Source organism: Xanthobacter sp. SG618, from assembly GCF_012932745.1.
Classification (GTDB): domain Bacteria; phylum Pseudomonadota; class Alphaproteobacteria; order Rhizobiales; family Xanthobacteraceae; genus Xanthobacter; species Xanthobacter flavus.
This window is the reverse complement of the sequence record NZ_JABBHL010000002.1, coordinates 491116-508845: the sequence shown is the minus strand read 5'-3', so window position 1 is coordinate 508845 and position 17730 is coordinate 491116. Positions and strand designations below refer to the sequence as shown.

At 66.7% G+C, this 17730-nt stretch carries 18 protein-coding genes; 12 read left to right on the top strand and 6 right to left on the bottom strand.

Going from position 1 to position 17730, the window contains the following annotated elements:
• Window positions 1–68 precede the first annotated feature (68 nt).
• Genes FHT36_RS07845 through FHT36_RS07835 form a run of 3 tightly spaced genes read right to left on the bottom strand, consistent with a single transcriptional unit; the run spans window position 69 to window position 1974 of the window.
• Window positions 69–458 (bottom strand): hypothetical protein, encoded by a 390-nt coding sequence (locus FHT36_RS07845; RefSeq protein ID WP_169121931.1) that lies wholly within the window; start codon window positions 456–458, stop codon window positions 69–71.
• A 35-nt stretch (window positions 459–493) separates the two neighbouring features.
• Window positions 494–1156 (bottom strand): hypothetical protein, encoded by a 663-nt coding sequence (locus tag FHT36_RS07840; protein ID WP_169121930.1) that lies wholly within the window; start codon window positions 1154–1156, stop codon window positions 494–496.
• Between the two features lie 53 nt (window positions 1157–1209).
• Window positions 1210–1974, bottom strand: coding sequence for a hypothetical protein (locus FHT36_RS07835; RefSeq protein WP_169121929.1), 765 nt, complete (start codon window positions 1972–1974; stop codon window positions 1210–1212).
• Between the two features lie 86 nt (window positions 1975–2060).
• On the opposite strand from FHT36_RS07835, the gene FHT36_RS07830 reads away from it, so the two are divergent.
• The gene (locus tag FHT36_RS07830; RefSeq protein WP_169121928.1) at window positions 2061–2432 is read left to right on the top strand and encodes a helix-turn-helix domain-containing protein; all 372 of its coding nucleotides are present in this window, start codon (window positions 2061–2063) and stop codon (window positions 2430–2432) included.
• 640 nt (window positions 2433–3072) lie between these two features.
• Here the strand turns inward: FHT36_RS07830 and FHT36_RS07825 are convergent.
• Window positions 3073–4044: a LysR family transcriptional regulator gene (locus tag FHT36_RS07825; RefSeq protein WP_169121927.1), complete on the bottom strand. Its 972-nt coding sequence runs from the start codon at window positions 4042–4044 to the stop codon at window positions 3073–3075.
• A gap of 217 nt (window positions 4045–4261) precedes the next feature.
• On the opposite strand from FHT36_RS07825, the gene FHT36_RS07820 reads away from it, so the two are divergent.
• From FHT36_RS07820 to FHT36_RS07770, 11 genes are all read left to right on the top strand, one after another.
• Window positions 4262–5353, top strand: a complete 1092-nt coding sequence (locus FHT36_RS07820) for an ABC transporter ATP-binding protein (RefSeq protein WP_169121926.1) — start codon at window positions 4262–4264, stop codon at window positions 5351–5353.
• Window positions 5354–5394: 41 nt separating this feature from the next.
• Complete coding sequence (locus FHT36_RS07815; protein ID WP_169121925.1) at window positions 5395–6117, top strand: HAD-IA family hydrolase; 723 nt, start codon at window positions 5395–5397, stop codon at window positions 6115–6117.
• An 18-nt stretch (window positions 6118–6135) separates the two neighbouring features.
• Window positions 6136–7440, top strand: coding sequence for an FAD-binding oxidoreductase (locus FHT36_RS07810; RefSeq protein WP_169121924.1), 1305 nt, complete (start codon window positions 6136–6138; stop codon window positions 7438–7440).
• Between the two features lie 62 nt (window positions 7441–7502).
• Window positions 7503–8540, top strand: a complete 1038-nt coding sequence (locus tag FHT36_RS07805) for an ABC transporter substrate-binding protein (protein WP_169121923.1) — start codon at window positions 7503–7505, stop codon at window positions 8538–8540.
• 135 nt (window positions 8541–8675) lie between these two features.
• Window positions 8676–9548 carry an ABC transporter permease gene (locus tag FHT36_RS07800; RefSeq protein WP_169121922.1) on the top strand — a complete coding sequence of 291 codons (873 nt, stop codon included), beginning with the start codon at window positions 8676–8678 and terminating at the stop codon, window positions 9546–9548.
• 2 nt (window positions 9549–9550) lie between these two features.
• On the top strand, window positions 9551–10345 hold the full coding sequence (locus tag FHT36_RS07795; RefSeq protein WP_169121921.1) for an ABC transporter permease: 795 nt from the start codon (window positions 9551–9553) through the stop codon (window positions 10343–10345).
• A gap of 96 nt (window positions 10346–10441) precedes the next feature.
• Entirely contained in the window at window positions 10442–10795 is a 354-nt protein-coding gene (locus FHT36_RS07790) for a cupin domain-containing protein (RefSeq protein ID WP_169121920.1), read from the top strand.
• A gap of 31 nt (window positions 10796–10826) precedes the next feature.
• Window positions 10827–11753: a glyoxylate/hydroxypyruvate reductase A gene (locus FHT36_RS07785; protein WP_169121919.1), complete on the top strand. Its 927-nt coding sequence runs from the start codon at window positions 10827–10829 to the stop codon at window positions 11751–11753.
• Between the two features lie 12 nt (window positions 11754–11765).
• Window positions 11766–13259, top strand: coding sequence for an NAD-dependent succinate-semialdehyde dehydrogenase (locus FHT36_RS07780; RefSeq protein WP_169121918.1), 1494 nt, complete (start codon window positions 11766–11768; stop codon window positions 13257–13259).
• Window positions 13260–13294: 35 nt separating this feature from the next.
• The gene (locus FHT36_RS07775) at window positions 13295–14368 is read left to right on the top strand and encodes a tartrate dehydrogenase (protein ID WP_169121917.1); all 1074 of its coding nucleotides are present in this window, start codon (window positions 13295–13297) and stop codon (window positions 14366–14368) included.
• A 19-nt stretch (window positions 14369–14387) separates the two neighbouring features.
• Window positions 14388–15767, top strand: a complete 1380-nt coding sequence (locus FHT36_RS07770) for an aminotransferase class III-fold pyridoxal phosphate-dependent enzyme (RefSeq protein WP_210257664.1) — start codon at window positions 14388–14390, stop codon at window positions 15765–15767.
• 80 nt (window positions 15768–15847) lie between these two features.
• Here FHT36_RS07770 and FHT36_RS07765 read toward each other — a convergent pair whose 3' ends face one another.
• Both FHT36_RS07765 and FHT36_RS07760 read right to left on the bottom strand, forming a co-directional pair.
• Entirely contained in the window at window positions 15848–16381 is a 534-nt protein-coding gene (locus FHT36_RS07765) for a response regulator transcription factor (protein WP_169121915.1), read from the bottom strand.
• Entirely contained in the window at window positions 16371–17678 is a 1308-nt protein-coding gene (locus FHT36_RS07760; protein WP_169121914.1) for an ATP-binding protein, read from the bottom strand. Before FHT36_RS07760 ends, FHT36_RS07765 begins: the two co-directional genes overlap by 11 nt.
• Between the last annotated feature and the right edge of the window lie 52 nt (window positions 17679–17730).

The window sequence follows — 17730 nt, the reverse complement described above, 5'->3', positions numbered from 1 at the left end:
CGGGTTTGTGGCGGTAGACGCCGGGGGCGCCTCTGCTGGCCGTCATGACTGTCCCCCTTCGGTTGCCGTTATAAGGCCGCAGCAGCAGACAGCTCGATCCCCCAGCGGGACGCGGCGAACTGAGCTTCGAGGCTGTCGGGCTTGGCGAAGACCCAGCCGTGGTTGAGCAAGTTCTTGCCCGTGTACTCGTTGCCCTTGAGGCCGAGCCAGACCACCAGCCCCACGTCGACAACGAACAGCAGCGGCACGAGACCCTCGCGCGCGTCGGCGCTCATGGGGATGATGCTGATCAGAATGACGAAGACTCGCCAAGCCGCCATGAAGGCGCCGAGGCCATAGAGCTGGCGCAGGAACAGCGGCAGGCCGAAAACCCCGGAGAACAACACCAGCACCCAGCTGAAGCCGATCTTCACAGCCTTCAACTCACCCGTCTTCGGGTTCTTGAACGCGACCTTCATGTGATCCCCCAATGATGTGATGTGAAACGGGATGCTCAGCGCGCGGCGCTGGCGGTCGGCGCAATGACGCCGTCCTTGAGCATGAAGCCGGCAGAGCCATCGGCGAGGGCGCCCGGCACGAGTTCTGCCTCGGCCTCGCCCTGTGGCTGGATCTTTGCGATGGGTGCCGTCCAGGCCAACGTCGCGCCGGGGCCGACCTTCCGGCAGTCGCCCGAGGCGGTGAAGGCCGTAAGCGTCTGCCGGCGGGCAGGACCCGGCCGCTGCGACAGGATCGCGGCCATCTGCTGCGGCGTGCGGCAGAACAGCGTGACCTCAATGACCCGGCAGGTGCGGCCTTGCTGGCAGTCGTCAGAGGCCACAGGTTCCGGCTGCGGTGAAGGGGACGGGGATGCAGAGGCTTGTGGTCTCTGCTGAGGCGGCTGCTCCGTCGTGATGCCCTTGGCCTTCATGAGCCGGAGCTCGACCTCGGCCCGTTCGGTCAACGCCGCGTTCAGTAGCCCTCGAAGCCGAACCCCATCGCTGCCCTTGTCCTCGAATTTCAGACGGGTGCGGTAGAAGTGGACGGTCCTATCCAACTCAGTGCGCTGATACTCCAGCCGCTCAATCTCGTCTGCCCGGTCGCGTTCAGCACGCCGCCTGGCTTCCTGCTCTTCCTGCTGCCGGCGCTCGACCTGGCGCGCCGCCTCTTCGGCCCGCAATCGCTCCTCACGGGACTGCTTCTCTTCGGCCTCTTTCCGTACCGCCTGTTCGGTCAGGGCAGCGACAGCGCCTTCCTCCGCCGTCGACAGGCGAGCGTCATACCTGTCAAAGCCAGCGGATCGGCCTTCGCGGCGAGCAGAAGGCGCCGGGCCGATGGGACCGCTCCCGCGGCCTCCACGAATGTGCCACCAGATACCTCAGTGGGCGCTTCGATGTCATGCTCTTCAAGGCGAGAGAGCTTATCGACAATGCTGCGCAGGACGGCCGCTGCGTGCTGCACCTTCGGGTCGGCCATCTCCGACGGCGATACCCATTCGCCTGCGAAGCGGGTCCGCATGGATTTTGCGAGGCCAGCGAGCTGATGGTCCATGGACATGCTGTCGGTGAAGGCAATCTGGAACAGCCTCATCTGGGCACTACACAGCTCGTCGTTCGAAGCCGGCCGGCGCGCCAACTCTTCCGGACTTTGCGGCTCCCGCGACCTGGGCATCCGGTCGATGGATGTTTGGGCTGGTGTCCGGTCCGGGAGCAACTGGCCGTTGATGAACAGGTTGGCGCAGGTCCCGCCTGCGGCCTCCAGGACACGGCTGTCGAAGCCGCTTCCCCCGGTCGTGGCCATCGCCCGAAGACCGGACATCAGCAGATAGTTCTGGACCTCAAACGCGTTCAGGCCGTCCGGCAGCAGGTATTTTTGCTCGAAGATGCGGTCCTTGTAGCCGAACTCGACGCCGCGCTGGGCCATGGCGGGCGCTGGACCGAAAGCGGCGAGAATGACAGCTGCGAGCGTCGCATTATGGAAATTGGCTGAGAGTTTCATGGTTGCGCTTGTGCACATAATGGACAACTATTAATATACATTTTGTTCGTAGACGGCACAAGGGGTGCCATGAACATTTTGTTCTCATGGATCTCTTCGCAGCCAATCTTCGAGCCCGTGCCGCGGCGCTCAATCTCTCCAACGCCGAAGCCGCCCGCCGGGCCGGCCTGAACGAGCGTCGCTACTTCCATTATGTGAGCGGGGCGAGGGAGCCGGACTTGGCGACGCTGGTGAAGATATCGAAGGCGCTGGGCACGACGCCCGATGCGCTGCTCGGCGTGAAGCGCGAGCCTGAAGACCTACCCGAGCCGACGGAGCGCTCGAAGCTGATCGACCGCATGGTGTCGGCCGTGAACAATCTGGACGATTACGAGCTGGCCATCGCGGTTCAGCAGGTCGAAGTCATCCTGCGCCTCCAGGGCGAGAAAGTTGCGGCGGCGAAGGCCGAGAAGGGGTAGGGGAGGGGCTTCAGGCCCCTCATGCTCTCGTGCGCGCGAGGGCAAATTTGCGCAAGATTATTTCAAAAGAGGCATCGAACCCCTTCTGCAACCTATCGCGTAGGCATATTCGTAGGCGTCGACATTATCCACACTAAAATTTATGCATTCAAATCAAAATGATAATGAATTAATTCGAGTCCTCTCCTGGCACCACCCACTCTCTGAGCACCCGAAAACATTGATTGTTTTTGTGCTGCGTTCCCGGCCGCATACGGTGGGGAGGAGTGGGAAAGATCAGCTCACCGTTTGCCGGCACCAAGTGGTGCATGGCGTCGCCGGAAAGGCGCTTGCGGTGGCCTTCTTCCCGTAAGCGGCGGCCTGCTTTGGGCTCTCCCGTCTCCATAGATCGCCAATGAGCTGAGGCTCCGTCGCGTCGTTCTCTGCGGCGATACTGGCGCCCGCGATTGCGCAGCGCGTGGGCGGAGCAATGCGGCGGGGGCTGTTGGGGGGGCTCTGAGACATGGGAGGCTGTCCCGCGCATCGGGCGCTTCGGCGGGTGAGGGATTGATGCGCCAGCCGCGCCTGGCCCGGCCTGAACCCAATAACCTCGAACCCCAACCTCATACAGCCAGCGCGCCATCCCGCATCCGCTGCCGGATCAGCTCCTGGACGTCACCTGACGCGCCCCCTGTTCCAGCACCGCATCGAGGCCGAGTTCCGGATGGAGGTCCGCGACCACCGCGATGTCCTCCTGGATGCGGGCGATGATCCAGTCTCGCACCTCGGTGACGATCGCGCGCGTGGCCTTGTCGCGCGAGCGCACGAACTGGCAGTGCCGCCCGGTCGTCATGAGGCGCGGGCTGGCGGGGATGAGCATCTTGTTGCGCAGCCAGTGGCAGATCACGTTCAGCCAGCCCAGCGCCACGCCCTGCCCCAGCAAAGCGGCCTGCACGACGATGGCGTAGTCCGAGAAGATCATGGAATTGATCGCCGACTGTGACGCCTCGGGAAAGAAGAGGTGCGACCAGTCGGGCTGTGCTTCGCTCAGGAAGATGAGGGTTTCTTCCGTCGACTTCATCGGCCCGCGGTGGGCCTCGCTGTAGCCGGGGCTGCAGATGGGCAGGAGTGTCTCGGGCATGATGTAGGCCGCCTCGTGCCGCTCGTCCGGCCCGTTCACGAAGCGCATGCCGAGATCGACGTCGGTGACCGGTCCCGTCAAGGCGGACATGATGAGTTCGAACCGAAGCTCCACGGTCGGGAAGGTCCGCTTCAGCTCGGCCATCCGCGGCATGATCCAGTGCGTAGTGAAACCGGTCGAGACCGAGAGGGTCACGGTATCCACGCCGGCATTGCGGTCCTCGATTTCGCGCAAAGCGTGCTCGATGCCGGAAAATCCCCGCGAGATGGCTTCGTAGAGAATGAGCCCGGGCTCGGTGAGCGTCACGCCACCGGGCAGGCGGTTGAACAGCGCGGTGCCGATGTGGTCCTCAAGCCGGCCGATCATGCGGCTGACGGCGGCGGGCGTGACATTCAGCTCGCCGGCGGCGCGGGCGAAGCTGCCGCAGCGGGCCGCAGCCTCGAACGTGAAGAAGCCATTCATGGACGGCAAGGCGAGGCGGATTTTACGCATTTACATGATGTAACTTAGCCGGGATTTTTTTTCAATTGAACCCGGCGCGCAAGATTGGTCTTCTACGCCGCAACGAAGGTCCACAAGGGCCGATAAAAGCCAGAGACACAGGGGACGGCATCGCGATCACGGATCGGCTTGCGCCAGCGCGCGGGCCTGTTCGTCCGGTGACACATGCGATGTAACGTTGCCGCGTTGCTTTTCAGAGCGGGGCACGATGATTAGGCCTGCATCTTCCGGAACAGTCGGCGTATCCATCCGGAACGCCACCAAACGCTACGCCGGGTTCTGCGCCCTTGATGACGTCAGTCTCGAGGTGGCGCCCGGCGAATTCGTCTCCGTGCTCGGACCGTCCGGGTCGGGCAAGACGACCTTGCTCGGCATCCTCGGCGGCTTCGTCCAGCCGACCTCCGGGTCGGTGTTTCTTGGCGAGCGGGACATCACCTTCGCCCCGCCGCACAAGCGCGACATCGGCATCGTGTTCCAGAACTACGCGCTCTTCCCGCACATGAGCGTCGCCGAGAACGTGACCTTTCCGCTTCGCGCCCGCCGCATGCCGAAGTCCGAATGGCCGGCCAAGCTCAAGGCGGCGCTGGAGATGACGGAGCTGGGCGGGTTCGGCGACCGCAAGATCCATGAACTGTCGGGGGGCCAGCGCCAGCGCGTCGCGCTTGCCCGGGCCATGATCTTCGAGCCGCGGCTGATCCTGATGGACGAGCCGCTTTCGGCCCTCGACAAGCAGTTGCGCGAGACGATGCAGATCGAGCTCAAGCACCTGCACCGCCAGCTTGCCGCCACCATCATCTACGTGACCCACGACCAGCGCGAGGCGCTCACCATGAGCGACCGCATCGCCATCATGAACAAGGGGCGTGTGGTCCAAGTGGATGCGCCGGAGCGGCTGCACGACCATCCGGTGGATTCCTTCGTCGCCGGCTTTATCGGCGAAGCGACGCTCTTACCGGTGTCGCGCATCGACGACCGTTCGGTGGACCTCGGGGGCACGCGCATCGTCTCGGCGCGGCCGATCCCGCACAATCTGAAGCTGTTCCTGGCCGTGCACTCCGAGAAGCTCACGGTGGTGCAGGACGGCGCGGACACCTCCGCGAACATCCTCTCCGGCACCGTTTCGGAAACGCTCTACCAGGGCGAGAGCGTGCGCATCTTCGTGGATCTGGACCACGGCGCCCGCCTGAGCCTGAGGGTGCCGAGCAATCACGAAAACCGGTCCCGGATGAAGTCGCCGGGCGAACGCATCGCCGTCCGGCTGCATCCGGACGACACCATCGTGGTGCCTCAGGCGCCCTGAGACCCCGCTCCCCAATTCGACGTCCACAAGGAAAGCGTAAGATGAAGCTCTCTCAGTTCAAGGTCCTGACGTTCGACGTGGTCGGCACGCTCATCGACTTCGAGACGGGTGTCCTGAACGCCGTGCGCGCGCTGGGCGGTCCGAAGGCGGCGGCGGCCAGCGACGACGACATCTTCGAGCCCTACAAGCGCGGCCGCGACAAGTTCTATGGCCGCTCCTCCTTCGCCATGAAGGACGTCTATCTCTCCCTCGCCGCCGAACGGGGCTTCCAGAACGACGAGGCCACCGCGGAGGCCTTCCAGCTCGCCGTCCTGCGCTGGCCGGCCTTCGCGGATTCGGTGGATGCCCTGCGCCGGCTGCGCAAGAACTTCCGCCTGGTCGCCATGACCAATGCCGACCGGACGGCCTTCTCGGCCTATTCGGCGACCCTTGAGAACCCCTTCCACGACAGCGTGACGTGCGACGAGACGGGCTGCGCCAAGCCGGATCCGCGCTTCTTCGCCTTCAACAAGGGGCGCCAGTCCGCGCACGGCTTCCGCCAGTCGGAAATCCTGCACGTGGCGCAGAGCCAGTATCACGACATCGGCGTCGCCAAAGCCGAGGGCTACACGACCTGCTGGATCGAGCGGCGCCAGGGCCTGAAGGGCTTCGGCGGCACGCCCGACCCGAAGGTGCTGACCAAGCCGGACTTCCACTTCTCCACGCTGAAGCAGCTCGCCGATGCCGTGGACGCGGAACTCGACACCGCGCGCGCAGCCGCCTGAGCGAGAAGGCAAAACCTCATGGTCACCCCCGCGCTCCCGACCGACATCCCCTCGCTGTGGCAGGCGACTTCGGTCGCGCGTCCCGCATTTGCGAGCGCGAGCGGGGACCAGAGTTTCGACGTGGCAGTGATCGGTGGCGGCTATACCGGCCTCACCACCGCTCACTATCTGTCCAAGGCCGGGCTGTCGCCGGTGGTGCTGGAGGCCAACGTCGTCGGCTGGGGCGCCAGCGGGCGCAACGGCGGCGTGGTCTCCGGCAAGTTCCGGCTGGGCTTCCGCGACATCGCCAGCCGGCATGGCATCGAGACGGCCCGCCGGATGCACGATCTCGGGCTTGAGGCCATCGCGCATGTGGGCGAGATCATCGCGGAGCTGGGCATCGAGGGGGCGGACTACCAGCCCACCGGCTCGCTGCGCTGCGCCCACAATGCGCATACGCTCGAACAGCTCAAGACCGAAGCCGAGTGGCTGCGCAGTGCGCTCGCAGACACGGCGATCTCCATCCTGAGCGCAGAAGAGGTCGCCGCGGAGACGGGCTCCCATGGCTTCACCGGCGGCATGCTGAACACCCATGGTGGGGTCGTCCACCCGCTCAATTACGTGCTCGGCCTCGCCGTCGGGCTTAAGGCGGCGGGGATCGCCATCCATGAGCGCTCGCCCGTCCTGAGCCTGCGCCGCGAGGGGGCGGGCGTGGTGATCGAGACGCCGGCGGCGTGCATCACCGCGCGGCAGGTGGTGATCGCCACCAATTCCTATTCGGACCTGACGCCCGCCACCGCCGCCGTGCGCACCTCCATCATCCCGTTCCGTTCCGCCATGATCGCGACCGAGCCGCTCACCGGCACACCCGGCGCGCATCTGCTGCGCACTGGACGCAGCTACACCGAGACCCGGCGCATGATGCGCTGGTTCCGGAAGGCCGGCGATCGCCTGCTCTATGGCGGCCGCGGCGCCTTCGGGAAGACCGATCGGGAAAGCGCGTTCACCGCGCTGGAAAAGGCGATGGTGCGGCAGTTCCCCGAGCTTGCTCAGGTGAAGGTGACGCACCGCTGGTCCGGCCTCGTCGCCATGACGCTGGACAGTCTCCCCCATCTCGGACGGCTCGACGACCGGGTGGTCTACAGCGTGGGCTATAACGGCACCGGCGTCGCGCTGGCCTCCGGCATCGGAAGGCATGTCGCCGACCTGGTGACGGGGCGCCAGCCGGATCTCGGCCTCATCACCCGGCAGCCGCTGCACCCCATTCCGTTCTATGCCCTGCGCGAGCCCGCGGTGCGGCTGGTCGCAGGGGCCTATCAATTCCTCGACGCCATCGGAAGATGACGGCGGACGAGCAGACGGCTTCCAGAAGGCAAGGGCCCGAAGCGGCCAAGAGGAGAAAAGGCATGCGCTTTTCAGTCTCGATCCCGGTGATGACCGCGGCTCTGGCCCTGTCGGTGGCGACCGCCTCTGCAGAGCAGATCACCTTCGTCTCGCAGGGCGGCGCGTATCAGGAGGCCCAGACCAAGGCCATCCTCAACCCCGCCGCCAAGCTGCTGGGCATCACCATCAACCAGGACAGCGCCCCGGATGCCTGGCCGGTCCTGAAGACCCAGGCCGCCACCGGCAAGCCCATCTGGGATGTCATCGACGCGCCGACCACCATCTGCGTCCGCGGCGGCGACCAGGGCATGGTCGAGAAGCTCGATTTCTCCAAGATTCCCGCCGCGGCGTCCATGCCGGCACAATACAAGACGCCGTATTCGGTGGCCTACGAGTTCTATTCCTCGGTGCTCGCCTACAACAAGAAGAAGTTCGCCAGCAAGGCGCCGCAGACCTGGGCGGACTTCTGGGACGTGAAGGCCTTCCCCGGCACCCGTGCCCTGCGCAACCATCCGCAGGCCACCATGGAAGCCGCCTTGCTCGCCGATGGCGTGCCGGCCGACAAGCTCTATCCGCTCGATGTGGACCGGGCCTTCAAGAAGCTGGAGCAGATCAAGCCGCACATCACGGTGTGGTGGACCTCCGGCGCCCAATCGGCCCAGCTCCTGGCGGATGGCGAGATCGACATGGAGATGGCCTGGAACGGTCGTGTCGCCGCGGTGATGAAGGAAGGGGCTCCGGTGAGCTTCACCTTCAACCAGGGCCTGCTGCAGGAAACGTCCCTGTGTATCGTGAAGGGCGCACCGAACCTCGAGACCGCCTACAAGTTCGTGAACGCCGCCATGACGCCGGACATCCAGGCGAACTTCCCCGCTTATATCGACTACGGTCCGGGCAACCCGGCCGCCTATGCCACCGGCAAGATCTCGCCCGAGCGCGCGACCCAGATGCCGAGCGCGCCGGAGAACGCGGCCAAGCAGGTGCTGGTGTCGCAGGCCTGGTGGGCCTCGCCCGCCGGCGAAGACGCCATCAAGCGCTGGGCTGGCTTCGTCCAGAAGTAGGCCTGCGGCCCCGGATCGCTTCACACTCGCCGCGAATGCCGTGAAGCGATCCGGCCCATGCGGCCATGCACCTCGCGTGGCGGGCCAGCGCCCGCCCCGCAAGAATGCTCCACAAGACTGCTCCAGGAGCTTGCCATGTCGGCATCGTCATCTGATCCGTCGGTCGTCCACAAGAGGCAGGAACAGCGTCTCGTCCTGCTGCTGCTCGCGCCCTCGCTTGCCGTGGTCGGCTGCCTGCTCATCGTGCCGCTGTGCTGGCTCGTCTGGCAGTCGGTGCGCCAGGACGGCGCCTTCACGCTGGCGCACTATGCGCGGTTCTTCAGTGATGCCGTCTACTGGACGACCTTCCTGCAGACCTTCCGCATCGCCTTCATCGTCACCGCGGCGACCGTGCTTCTCGGTTATCCCATCGCCTATGTGGCCGCCGGCGCATCGCGGCGATGGAGCATCTTCATCCTCGCGATGGTCATCCTGCCGTTCTGGACCAGCGTTCTGGTGCGGGCCTACGCCTGGCTGATCCTGCTGCAGCGGCGCGGCCTCGTGAACTCGGTGCTGACCGATTTCGGGCTGATCCAAAACCCGCTGGCGCTCGTCAACAACGAGTTCGGCACCGTGATCGCGACGGTGCACATCCTCCTGCCCTTCATGGTGCTGCCGCTCTACGCCACCATGCAGAAGATCCCGGCTGAACTCACCATGGCCGGCGCGAGCCTTGGCGGCACGCCGTTCTATGTCTTCACGCGGGTGTTTCTGCCCCTGTCGCTGCCCGGCGTCGTGGCCGGCATGGTCCTCGTCTTCGTGCTGACGCTCGGCTTCTATATCACCCCGGAGCTGCTGGGCGGCGGGCGGACCTACATGGTCTCCATGCTCGTCTCGCGGAATATCGAGGTCTACAACGAGTGGGGCGCCGCCTCCTCCATCAGCATCGTGCTGCTCGCCTGCGTCTTCCTCGTCTTCCGGCTGGCGAGCCTCATCATCCCGTTCGAACGCATCATGGGGGCGCGCTGATCATGTCCCTCTCCCGCATCATCCTCTACGTGGCGGTGGGCCTCATCCTGGTCTGGCTGATGGTCCCCGTCCTCATCATCGTGCCCATGTCCTTCTCGGGCGCCCGCTTCCTCGCCTTCCCGCCGCCTTCTTGGTCGTTGCGCTGGTATGAGGCCTATCTTGAAAGCGCCGCCTGGATGCAGGCGACGCGGGTCAGCCTGATCCTCGCTGTGTCGAGCGCGATCATCGCCACGGTGCTGGGAACGGCGGCGGCCTACGCGCTGAACCTCAGCACGTCGCGCCTGGTGCGCAGCCTGCAGGTGGTGCTGCTCCTGCCCCTCGTCGTGCCGATCGTGATCACGGCCGTCGGCGTCTTTTTCGTCTATGCCAATGTCGGACTGCTCGCGACCATGAGCGGCCTGATCCTCGCCAACGTCATGCTCGGCCTGCCGTTCGTCATCATCTCGGTGCTGACGGGCCTCAGGAAGTTCGATCCGGCGCAGGAGATGGTGTCGCGCAGCCTCGGCATGAACCGGCTGCGCACCTTCTTCATCGTGACGCTGCCGCAGATCCGCCCCAGCGTCATCTCGGGCCTGCTGTTCGCCTTCATATCGGCGCTGGACGAGACGGTGGTCGCCATCTTCATCTCTGGCGGCGAATACCAGACGCTCACCAAGCGCATGTTCACGGCGCTGCGCGACGAAATCGATCCCACCATCGCCGCCATCAGCACCCTTTTGACCGCGATTTCCTTCCTCATGGTGATCCTCGTCTCCCTCAGCGCACGGACCGCGCCGCGCAAGAACGCCGACGCCTGAGACCGCGCACGCCCCGCATCTGCGTGGCGGCGGCCCAATCCGGCCGGCGCCCGCTCTCCCATTGCAGTCCCCATCTGCCGCCTGGAACCGCGACCCATGAGCAACCTCATCGCCTTCGACCTTGCCGCCCCCGGACCCGCGCGCGAGAGCAAGCCCGTGCCCGACCGGCTGATCGCCGGTGATCCGAGCTACAAGACCTGGGAGATCGCGGCGGCCGGCCACAAGGATATCCGCACCGGCATCTGGGAGGCGACGCCGGGCGTCACGCGCTCCATCAAGGGCGAGACCTGGGAATATTGCACCATCCTGTCGGGCGTCGTGGTGTTGACCGAGGATGGCGGCACCCCGCGCCGCTTCAGCGCGGGCGACACCTTCGTGCTGCGGCCGGGCTTCGTCGGGACCTGGCAAACGCTCGAGACCGTGCGCAAGCTGTGGGTTGCCGTTTCCTGATCCCGCCCCCTCACTCCGTCAGGTCCTGCCCATGGCACTCCTCTACATGGCCGATCCCGCCCGCGGCGAAGTCTGGCGCCGGCTGATCGGCGAAATGGCGCCGGATATCGACGTGCGCATCTGGCCCGACATGGGAGACCCGGCCGACATCCGCTGGGTCGCCGTCTGGGATGTGCGGGTGGATCTGGCGGCGACGTTTCCGAACCTCGAAGTGATCTTCTCCACCGGTGCCGGCGTGGATCATCTCGACCTCACCCGTATCCCGCCGGGCATTCCCGTGGTGCGCATGGTGGAGCCCGGCATCGTCGAGGGCATGGTCGAGTATGTGACCATGGCGGTGCTCGCGCTCCACCGCGACCTGCCGACCTATATCGACCAGCAGAAGCGGAACCTCTGGGTGCCGCACTATGAAACGCCGGCGGCGCAACGGCGCGTCGGCGTCATGGGGCTCGGCTCGCTGGGTCAGGCGGCGCTTGGGGGCCTCGCGACATTCGGCTTTCCGCTCGCGGGCTGGAGCCGTTCGCCGCGGGATATCCCGAACGTGGAGACCTTCACCGGCGAGGCCGGGCTCGCCCCGTTCCTTGCCCGCACCGACATCCTCGTCTGCCTGCTGCCGCTCACCGCCGAGACGCGGGGCATTCTCGATGCCCGCCTGTTTGCTCAACTGCCGGCGGGCGCCCGCATCGTCAATGCGGGGCGCGGTGGCCATGTGGTCGCAACGGACCTCATCGCCGCCCTTGATGCCGGCAGGCTCTCGGCGGCGGTGCTCGATGTTACGGAGCCGGAGCCCCTGCCGCCGGAGCATCCGTTCTGGAGCCATCCGCGCATCCTGCTGACCCCGCACGTGGCAAGTCTCACCCGGCCGGAGACCGCCGTGGTCAGCCTGCTCGAAAACCTCCGTCGCCACGCCGCGGGCGAGCCGATGATCGGCCTCGTCGAACGCAGCCGCGGCTATTGAAAGCCTTCGCCCATGTCCCTCGCCGCTGACCCCAACCTGCACCTCGCCGACCCGAGCCTCCTCGTGGAGGCGGCCTTCATCGGAGGGCAATGGAGCGCCGCCGATGACGGTGCGACGTTCGCTGTCGAGGATCCCGCAACCGGCAAGGCCGTGGGCACCGTTCCCGCCTGCGGCGCGGCCGAGACGCGGCGTGCCATCGCGGCGGCGGAGGCCGCATTCCGTTCCTGGCGCAATGTGCCGGCCGCCGAGCGGGCGCGCCTGCTGGAGCGCTGGAACGACCTCATCCTCGCCAACGCCGCCGACCTCGCGCGGATCATGACGGCCGAGCAGGGCAAGCCACTCGCCGAGGCGGAGGGGGAAGTGCGCTACGGCGCCTCTTTCGTGAAGTGGTTCGCCGAGGAGGCGCGGCGCATCTACGGCCGCACCATCCCGGCGCCCGGCGCCGACCGGCGCATCCTGATGCTGGAGCAGCCCATCGGCGTCACCGCGGCCATCACGCCCTGGAATTTTCCCATCGCGATGATCACGCGCAAATGCGCACCGGCTCTTGCCGCCGGCTGCACCATGGTCATCAAGCCTTCGGAACTGACACCGTTTTCCGCTCTGGCGGTGGTGAAGCTCGCGGAGCGGGCCGGCATTCCCGCCGGCGTCATCTCCGTGGTTACGGGCCTGCCGGCGGCCATCGGCGAGGAGCTCACCTCCAACCCCACGGTCCGCAAGATCTCGTTCACCGGCTCGACCCGTGTCGGCGCCCATCTCATGCGCGCTTCGGCGGGAACGCTGAAGAAGCTGAGTCTGGAACTGGGCGGCAACGCGCCCTTCATCGTCTTCGACGATGCCGATCTCGACCTTGCGGTGGAGGGGGCCATGGTCTCGAAATTCCGCAATGCCGGACAGACCTGCGTGTGCGCCAACCGCATCCTGGTGCAGGCCGGCATCCATGACGCCTTCGTCGCCCGCCTCGGCGCGCGGATCGCCGCGCAGAAGGTCGGGCCGGGCACGCTGCCGGGTGTCGGCATCGGCCCGCTCATCAATCGGGCGGCGACCGAAAAGGTCCGGGCGCACGTGGCTGACGCGCTGGCCAAGGGTGCGCGCGTGGCGCAGCAGGCCGACACGTCCTGCGCGGAAGGAAATTTCGTGGCGCCGCTCCTCCTCACCGGCGCCACCACCGACATGCTGCTGGCCAATGAGGAGACCTTCGGCCCGGTCGCCCCGGTGTTCCGGTTCGAGACCGAGGCGGAGGCGATCGCCATCGCCAACGGAACCCCCTATGGGCTCGCCGCCTATTTCTTCACCGAGGACATGCACCGCGCGTGGCGGGTCGGCGAGGCGCTGGAATTCGGCATGGTGGGTCTCAACACAGGCGCCATTTCCATGGAGGTGGCGCCCTTCGGCGGCGTGAAGCAGTCCGGGCTCGGCCGCGAGGGTGGCTATCTCGGCATCGCCGAATATCTGGAGCCCAAGGCCTTTCATATGGGTGGGCTGCGCCTCACGGCGCCCGTCTGACCCCAATCTCACACATATCGCAGGGAAACGTGACCATGGCCGGACGACACTATCGCATCGCCGTCATCCCCGGAGACGGCATCGGCAAGGAAGTGATGCCCGAGGGCGTGCGCGTGCTGGAAAAGGCGGCGGCGCTCTATGGCTTCAGCCTCGATCTCAACTGGCACGACTTCGCCTGCTGCGACTACTACGCCCGCCATGGCGAGATGATGCCGGCGGACTGGAAGGATCGGGTCGGCACCTCGGACGCCATTCTGTTCGGCGCGGTGGGCTGGCCGGACACGGTGCCGGACCATGTCTCGCTGTGGGGATCGCTGCTCCAGTTCCGACGGGAGTTCGACCAATATGTGAACCTGCGCCCGGTCCGGCTGATGCCGGGCGTTCCCTCGCCCCTCGTCGGCCGCAAGCCGGGCGATATCGACTTCTGGGTGGTGCGCGAGAACACGGAGGGCGAATACACCTCCATCGGCGGGCGCATGTATCCGGGCACGTCCCGCGAGCTGGTGATTCAGGAAACCGTCATGTCGCGCCACGGTGTCGACCGCGTCCTGAAATTCGCGTTCGAGCTGGCCATGCGGCGGCCGAACCGGCACCTCACCTCGGCCACCAAGTCGAACGGCATCGCGATCACCATGCCCTATTGGGACGAGCGGGTGGAAGCGATGGCGGCCTCCTATCCGGAGGTGCGCACCGACAAGTACCACATCGACATCCTCACCGCGCAGTTCGTGCTGCATCCGGACCGGTTCGACGTGGTGGTCGCCTCCAACCTGTTCGGCGACATCCTCTCCGATCTCGGGCCCGCCTGCACCGGCACCATCGGCATCGCGCCCTCCGGCAACATCAACCCCGACCGCACCTTCCCCTCGCTGTTCGAGCCGGTGCACGGCTCCGCGCCCGATATCGCCGGCAAGGGCATCGCCAATCCGGTGGGCCAGATCTGGTCGGCGGCGATGATGCTGGAGCATCTCGGGGAAATGGATGCCGCCGCTGCCATCGAGCGCGCCATCGAGCGGGTGCTGGCCGAACCTGCGGGCCGCACCGCCGACATCGGCGGGACCGCCAACACGCTGAGCTGCGGAAAGGCAATCGCCGATGCCCTCGACTGACGCCCGGCAGCGGCCTGCGTTGCCCGCGAACTCCCTTCAGGTCCTCGACCGCGATCACCTCATCCATCCGGTCATGTCGTTCCGCGGCCATGAGAAGCACGGCGTCACCGTGCTGCAGTCCGCCTCCGGCATGTTCCTGCGGGATGCCTCGGGGCATGAGCTGCTGGATGCCTTCGCCGGCCTGTGGTGCGTGAATGTCGGCTACGGGCAGGAGAGCATCGTGGAGGTGGCGGCGGAGCAGATGCGCCGCCTGCCCTATGCCACCGGCTATTTCGGCTTCGGCTCGGAACCTTCCATCCGCCTCGCGGCGCGCCTCGCGGAGCTGGCGCCGGAGGGGCTGGACCATGTCTATTTCACCCTCGGCGGATCGGACGCTGTGGACAGCGCGGTCCGCTACATCACGCATTACTTCAACTCCACCGGACGGCCGGCGAAGAAACACTTCATTTCACTCGAGCGCGGCTATCACGGCTCGTCTTCCACCGGGGCAGGTCTCACTGCGCTGCCGGCGTTCCATGCCCATTTCGATGTGCCGACGCCACGCCAGCACACCATCGCCTCGCCCTATCCCTACCGCAACCCGGCGGGCGGCGACCCTGCAGCGGTGATCGCCGCCTCCGTCGCCGCATTGGAGGCGAAGGTCGCCGAGCTCGGGGCCGAGAGCGTGGCCGCCTTCTTCTGCGAGCCGGTTCAGGGCTCGGGTGGGGTGATCGTCCCTCCGCCCGGCTGGCTGAAGGCCATGCGGGAGGCCTGCACGCGCCTCGACATCCTGTTCGTGGCCGACGAGGTCATCACCGGCTTCGGCCGCACGGGGCCGATCTTTGCCTGCCACGCGGAGGCGGTGTCGCCGGACCTGATGACCGTCGCCAAGGGCCTGACGGCTGGCTACGTGCCCATGGGCGCGGTGCTCATGTCGGACCGGATCTATCAGGCCATCGCCGACGGTCTGGCGCCAGAGGCGCCCATCGGGCACGGCTTCACCTATTCCGGCCACCCGGTGAGCGCGGCGGTGGGGCTGGAGGTGCTGCGCCTCTATACGGAGGGGGGAATCCTCGCCAATGGAGAGGCCCGCGGGCCGGCCTTCGCCTCAGGGCTCGCCGGTCTCCTCGATCATCCGCTGGTGGGCGACGCGCGCTCGCGCGGGCTGCTCGGGGCACTGGAGCTTGTGCGCGACAAGGCCACCAAGGCGCGCTTCGATCCTGCCGTGGAGCTGCCGCGCCGCCTGTTCGAGGCGGGCTACCGCAACGGCCTCATCTTCCGCGCCTTCGCCGACGGCACGATCGGGCTCGCGCCCGCACTGACCTGCACGGCCGACGAGATGGAGCTGCTTCTGTCGCGCCTCAGACGAACCCTGGACGACGTGCTAGACGACGCCGAAGTGAGGGCCGCACTCGCCTAGCCGGGAGCCCCGGAACGCATCCTTTCCGGTGACCTCCGCCATCACTGCGGGCAGTCCGGTCGCGGGCAAAGAGTGGGGGGTTATGTCACCCGGCGCTTGGCGAGCTTGCGGGCCAGCGTGCGGCGGTGCATGCCGAGACGGCGGGCGGTTTCGGAGACGTTGAAATCCGTCTCCGCCAGTGTCTCGTGGATGCGCTCCCACTCCAGCGTCTTGATGGAGCTCGGTCGCACGCCGAGGGGCACGTCCGGGTTGCCTCCTTGCCGCGCGAACGCCTCCTCGATGTCGTCGGCGTTGGACGGCTTCGCGAGGTAGTGGCAGGCCCCGAGCTTGATCGCCTCGACCGCGGTCGCGATGCTGGCGAAGCCCGTCAGCACCACGATCTTCATGTCCGGATCGAAGGCCCGCAGCTGCTGGATGCATTCGAGGCCGGAGGCGTCGAACAGCTTCAGGTCCACCACCGCGCGGCCGGGGTGGAAGCCGGTGAGCACCTCGGGAAGGTCGCCGATGCGCCCGCACTGCCGCACGCTGTAGCCCCGGCGCTCGAACGAACGCTGGAGCGCACGGGCGAAGGTCGCGTCGTCCTCGATCAGAAGCAGGTCCCGTTCACGCGACATCGGCATAATCCACGGCAAGGGCCTCCAGCGGCAGGCGCAGCTCGACGAAGGCGCCGCCGCCTTGCAGGTTGCCGGCCTCGATATCGCCGCCCAGCTTGCGCAGCACATTGATGGTGAGGAACAGACCCAACCCGCGCCCGGCCTCGCCCTTGCTGGACTGGAACGGCCGGCCGAGCTGGGCGAGGGCATCGGGGGCGAAGCCGGGACCCTGGTCGGTGACGCGGATCACGAGGTCTTCCCCCTCTTCCGCCGCCCGCACGCTGATGCCGGCGGGGGAGGCCTCCAGCGCATTGTCGAGCACGTTGAACAGCGCCTGCTGGATCACGCCGTCGCCGGTGATCGCGGCCCCCTTCGAGGTCGCGTTGGCGTAGTCTAGGGCGCTGGGGCGGCGGCTCTGCACCCAGCTTTCCACCATCTCGTCCAGGAAGTCCGACAACGGGCTGCGCTGGGCCTCCTCGGCCCGTGCCTCGCCCGCGACCATGAGAATGTGCGAGACGATGGACTTGCAGCGGCCGATCTCGGTCTGCATCTCCGCCAGCTCCTCGGCGAACGCCGGATCATCGCGGAAGCGCGGCATGTGCTGCCAGTCGTTGAGGATGACGGAGAGCGTCGCCAACGGCGTGCCGAGCTCGTGGGCGGCGCCCGAGGCGAGGAGGCCGATACGCACGATGTGCTCCTCTTCCGCTGCGCGCCGCCGGGCCTCGGCGAGGTGCGCATCGCGCCGGCGCAGATTGGAGGTGATGCGGGTCACGAACGCCACGGCGAGCACCGAGGCGAGGATGAAGCATAGGAACATGCCCTGCACGTGGAGATCGAAGAACGTGCGCTCGCCGTGATGATGTCCGCCGGCATGGGTGCCGAAATCGATGGGCCGGTAGAAGTGGGTCAGCCAGATGAAGGACAGGCTGGTGACCAGCACGATGACCCAGGCCATGGGCGGCGCGAGCAGCACTGCGCCGAGGATCACCTGCAGCAGGAACAGGGAGATGAAAGGGTTGGTGGCGCCGCCGCTCAGATAGAGCTGCAGGGTCAGCGCAGCCACGTCGAGCAGCAGCTCGATGCCCAGCTCGGTCTGCGTCACCTCCACCGCGCTGAGCGCCCGGTGAAGGCTGACGAGATTGAGCCCGACGAGGAAGAGGACGACGAGCCCCATCTCGGCCAGCGGCAGGGAGATGCCCAGCCACAGATGCACCAGGCCGATGGCCGCGATCTGCCCCGCCACCGCCAGCCAGCGCAGCGATATGAGCAGTCGCAGATTGTCGCGCGTGGCGTCGCTCTCGATGGCCGTCACGCTCATGCCGACGTCACTCCCCGGTTGCGGCAGCTGGACCGCGACCACTATCGCCCCG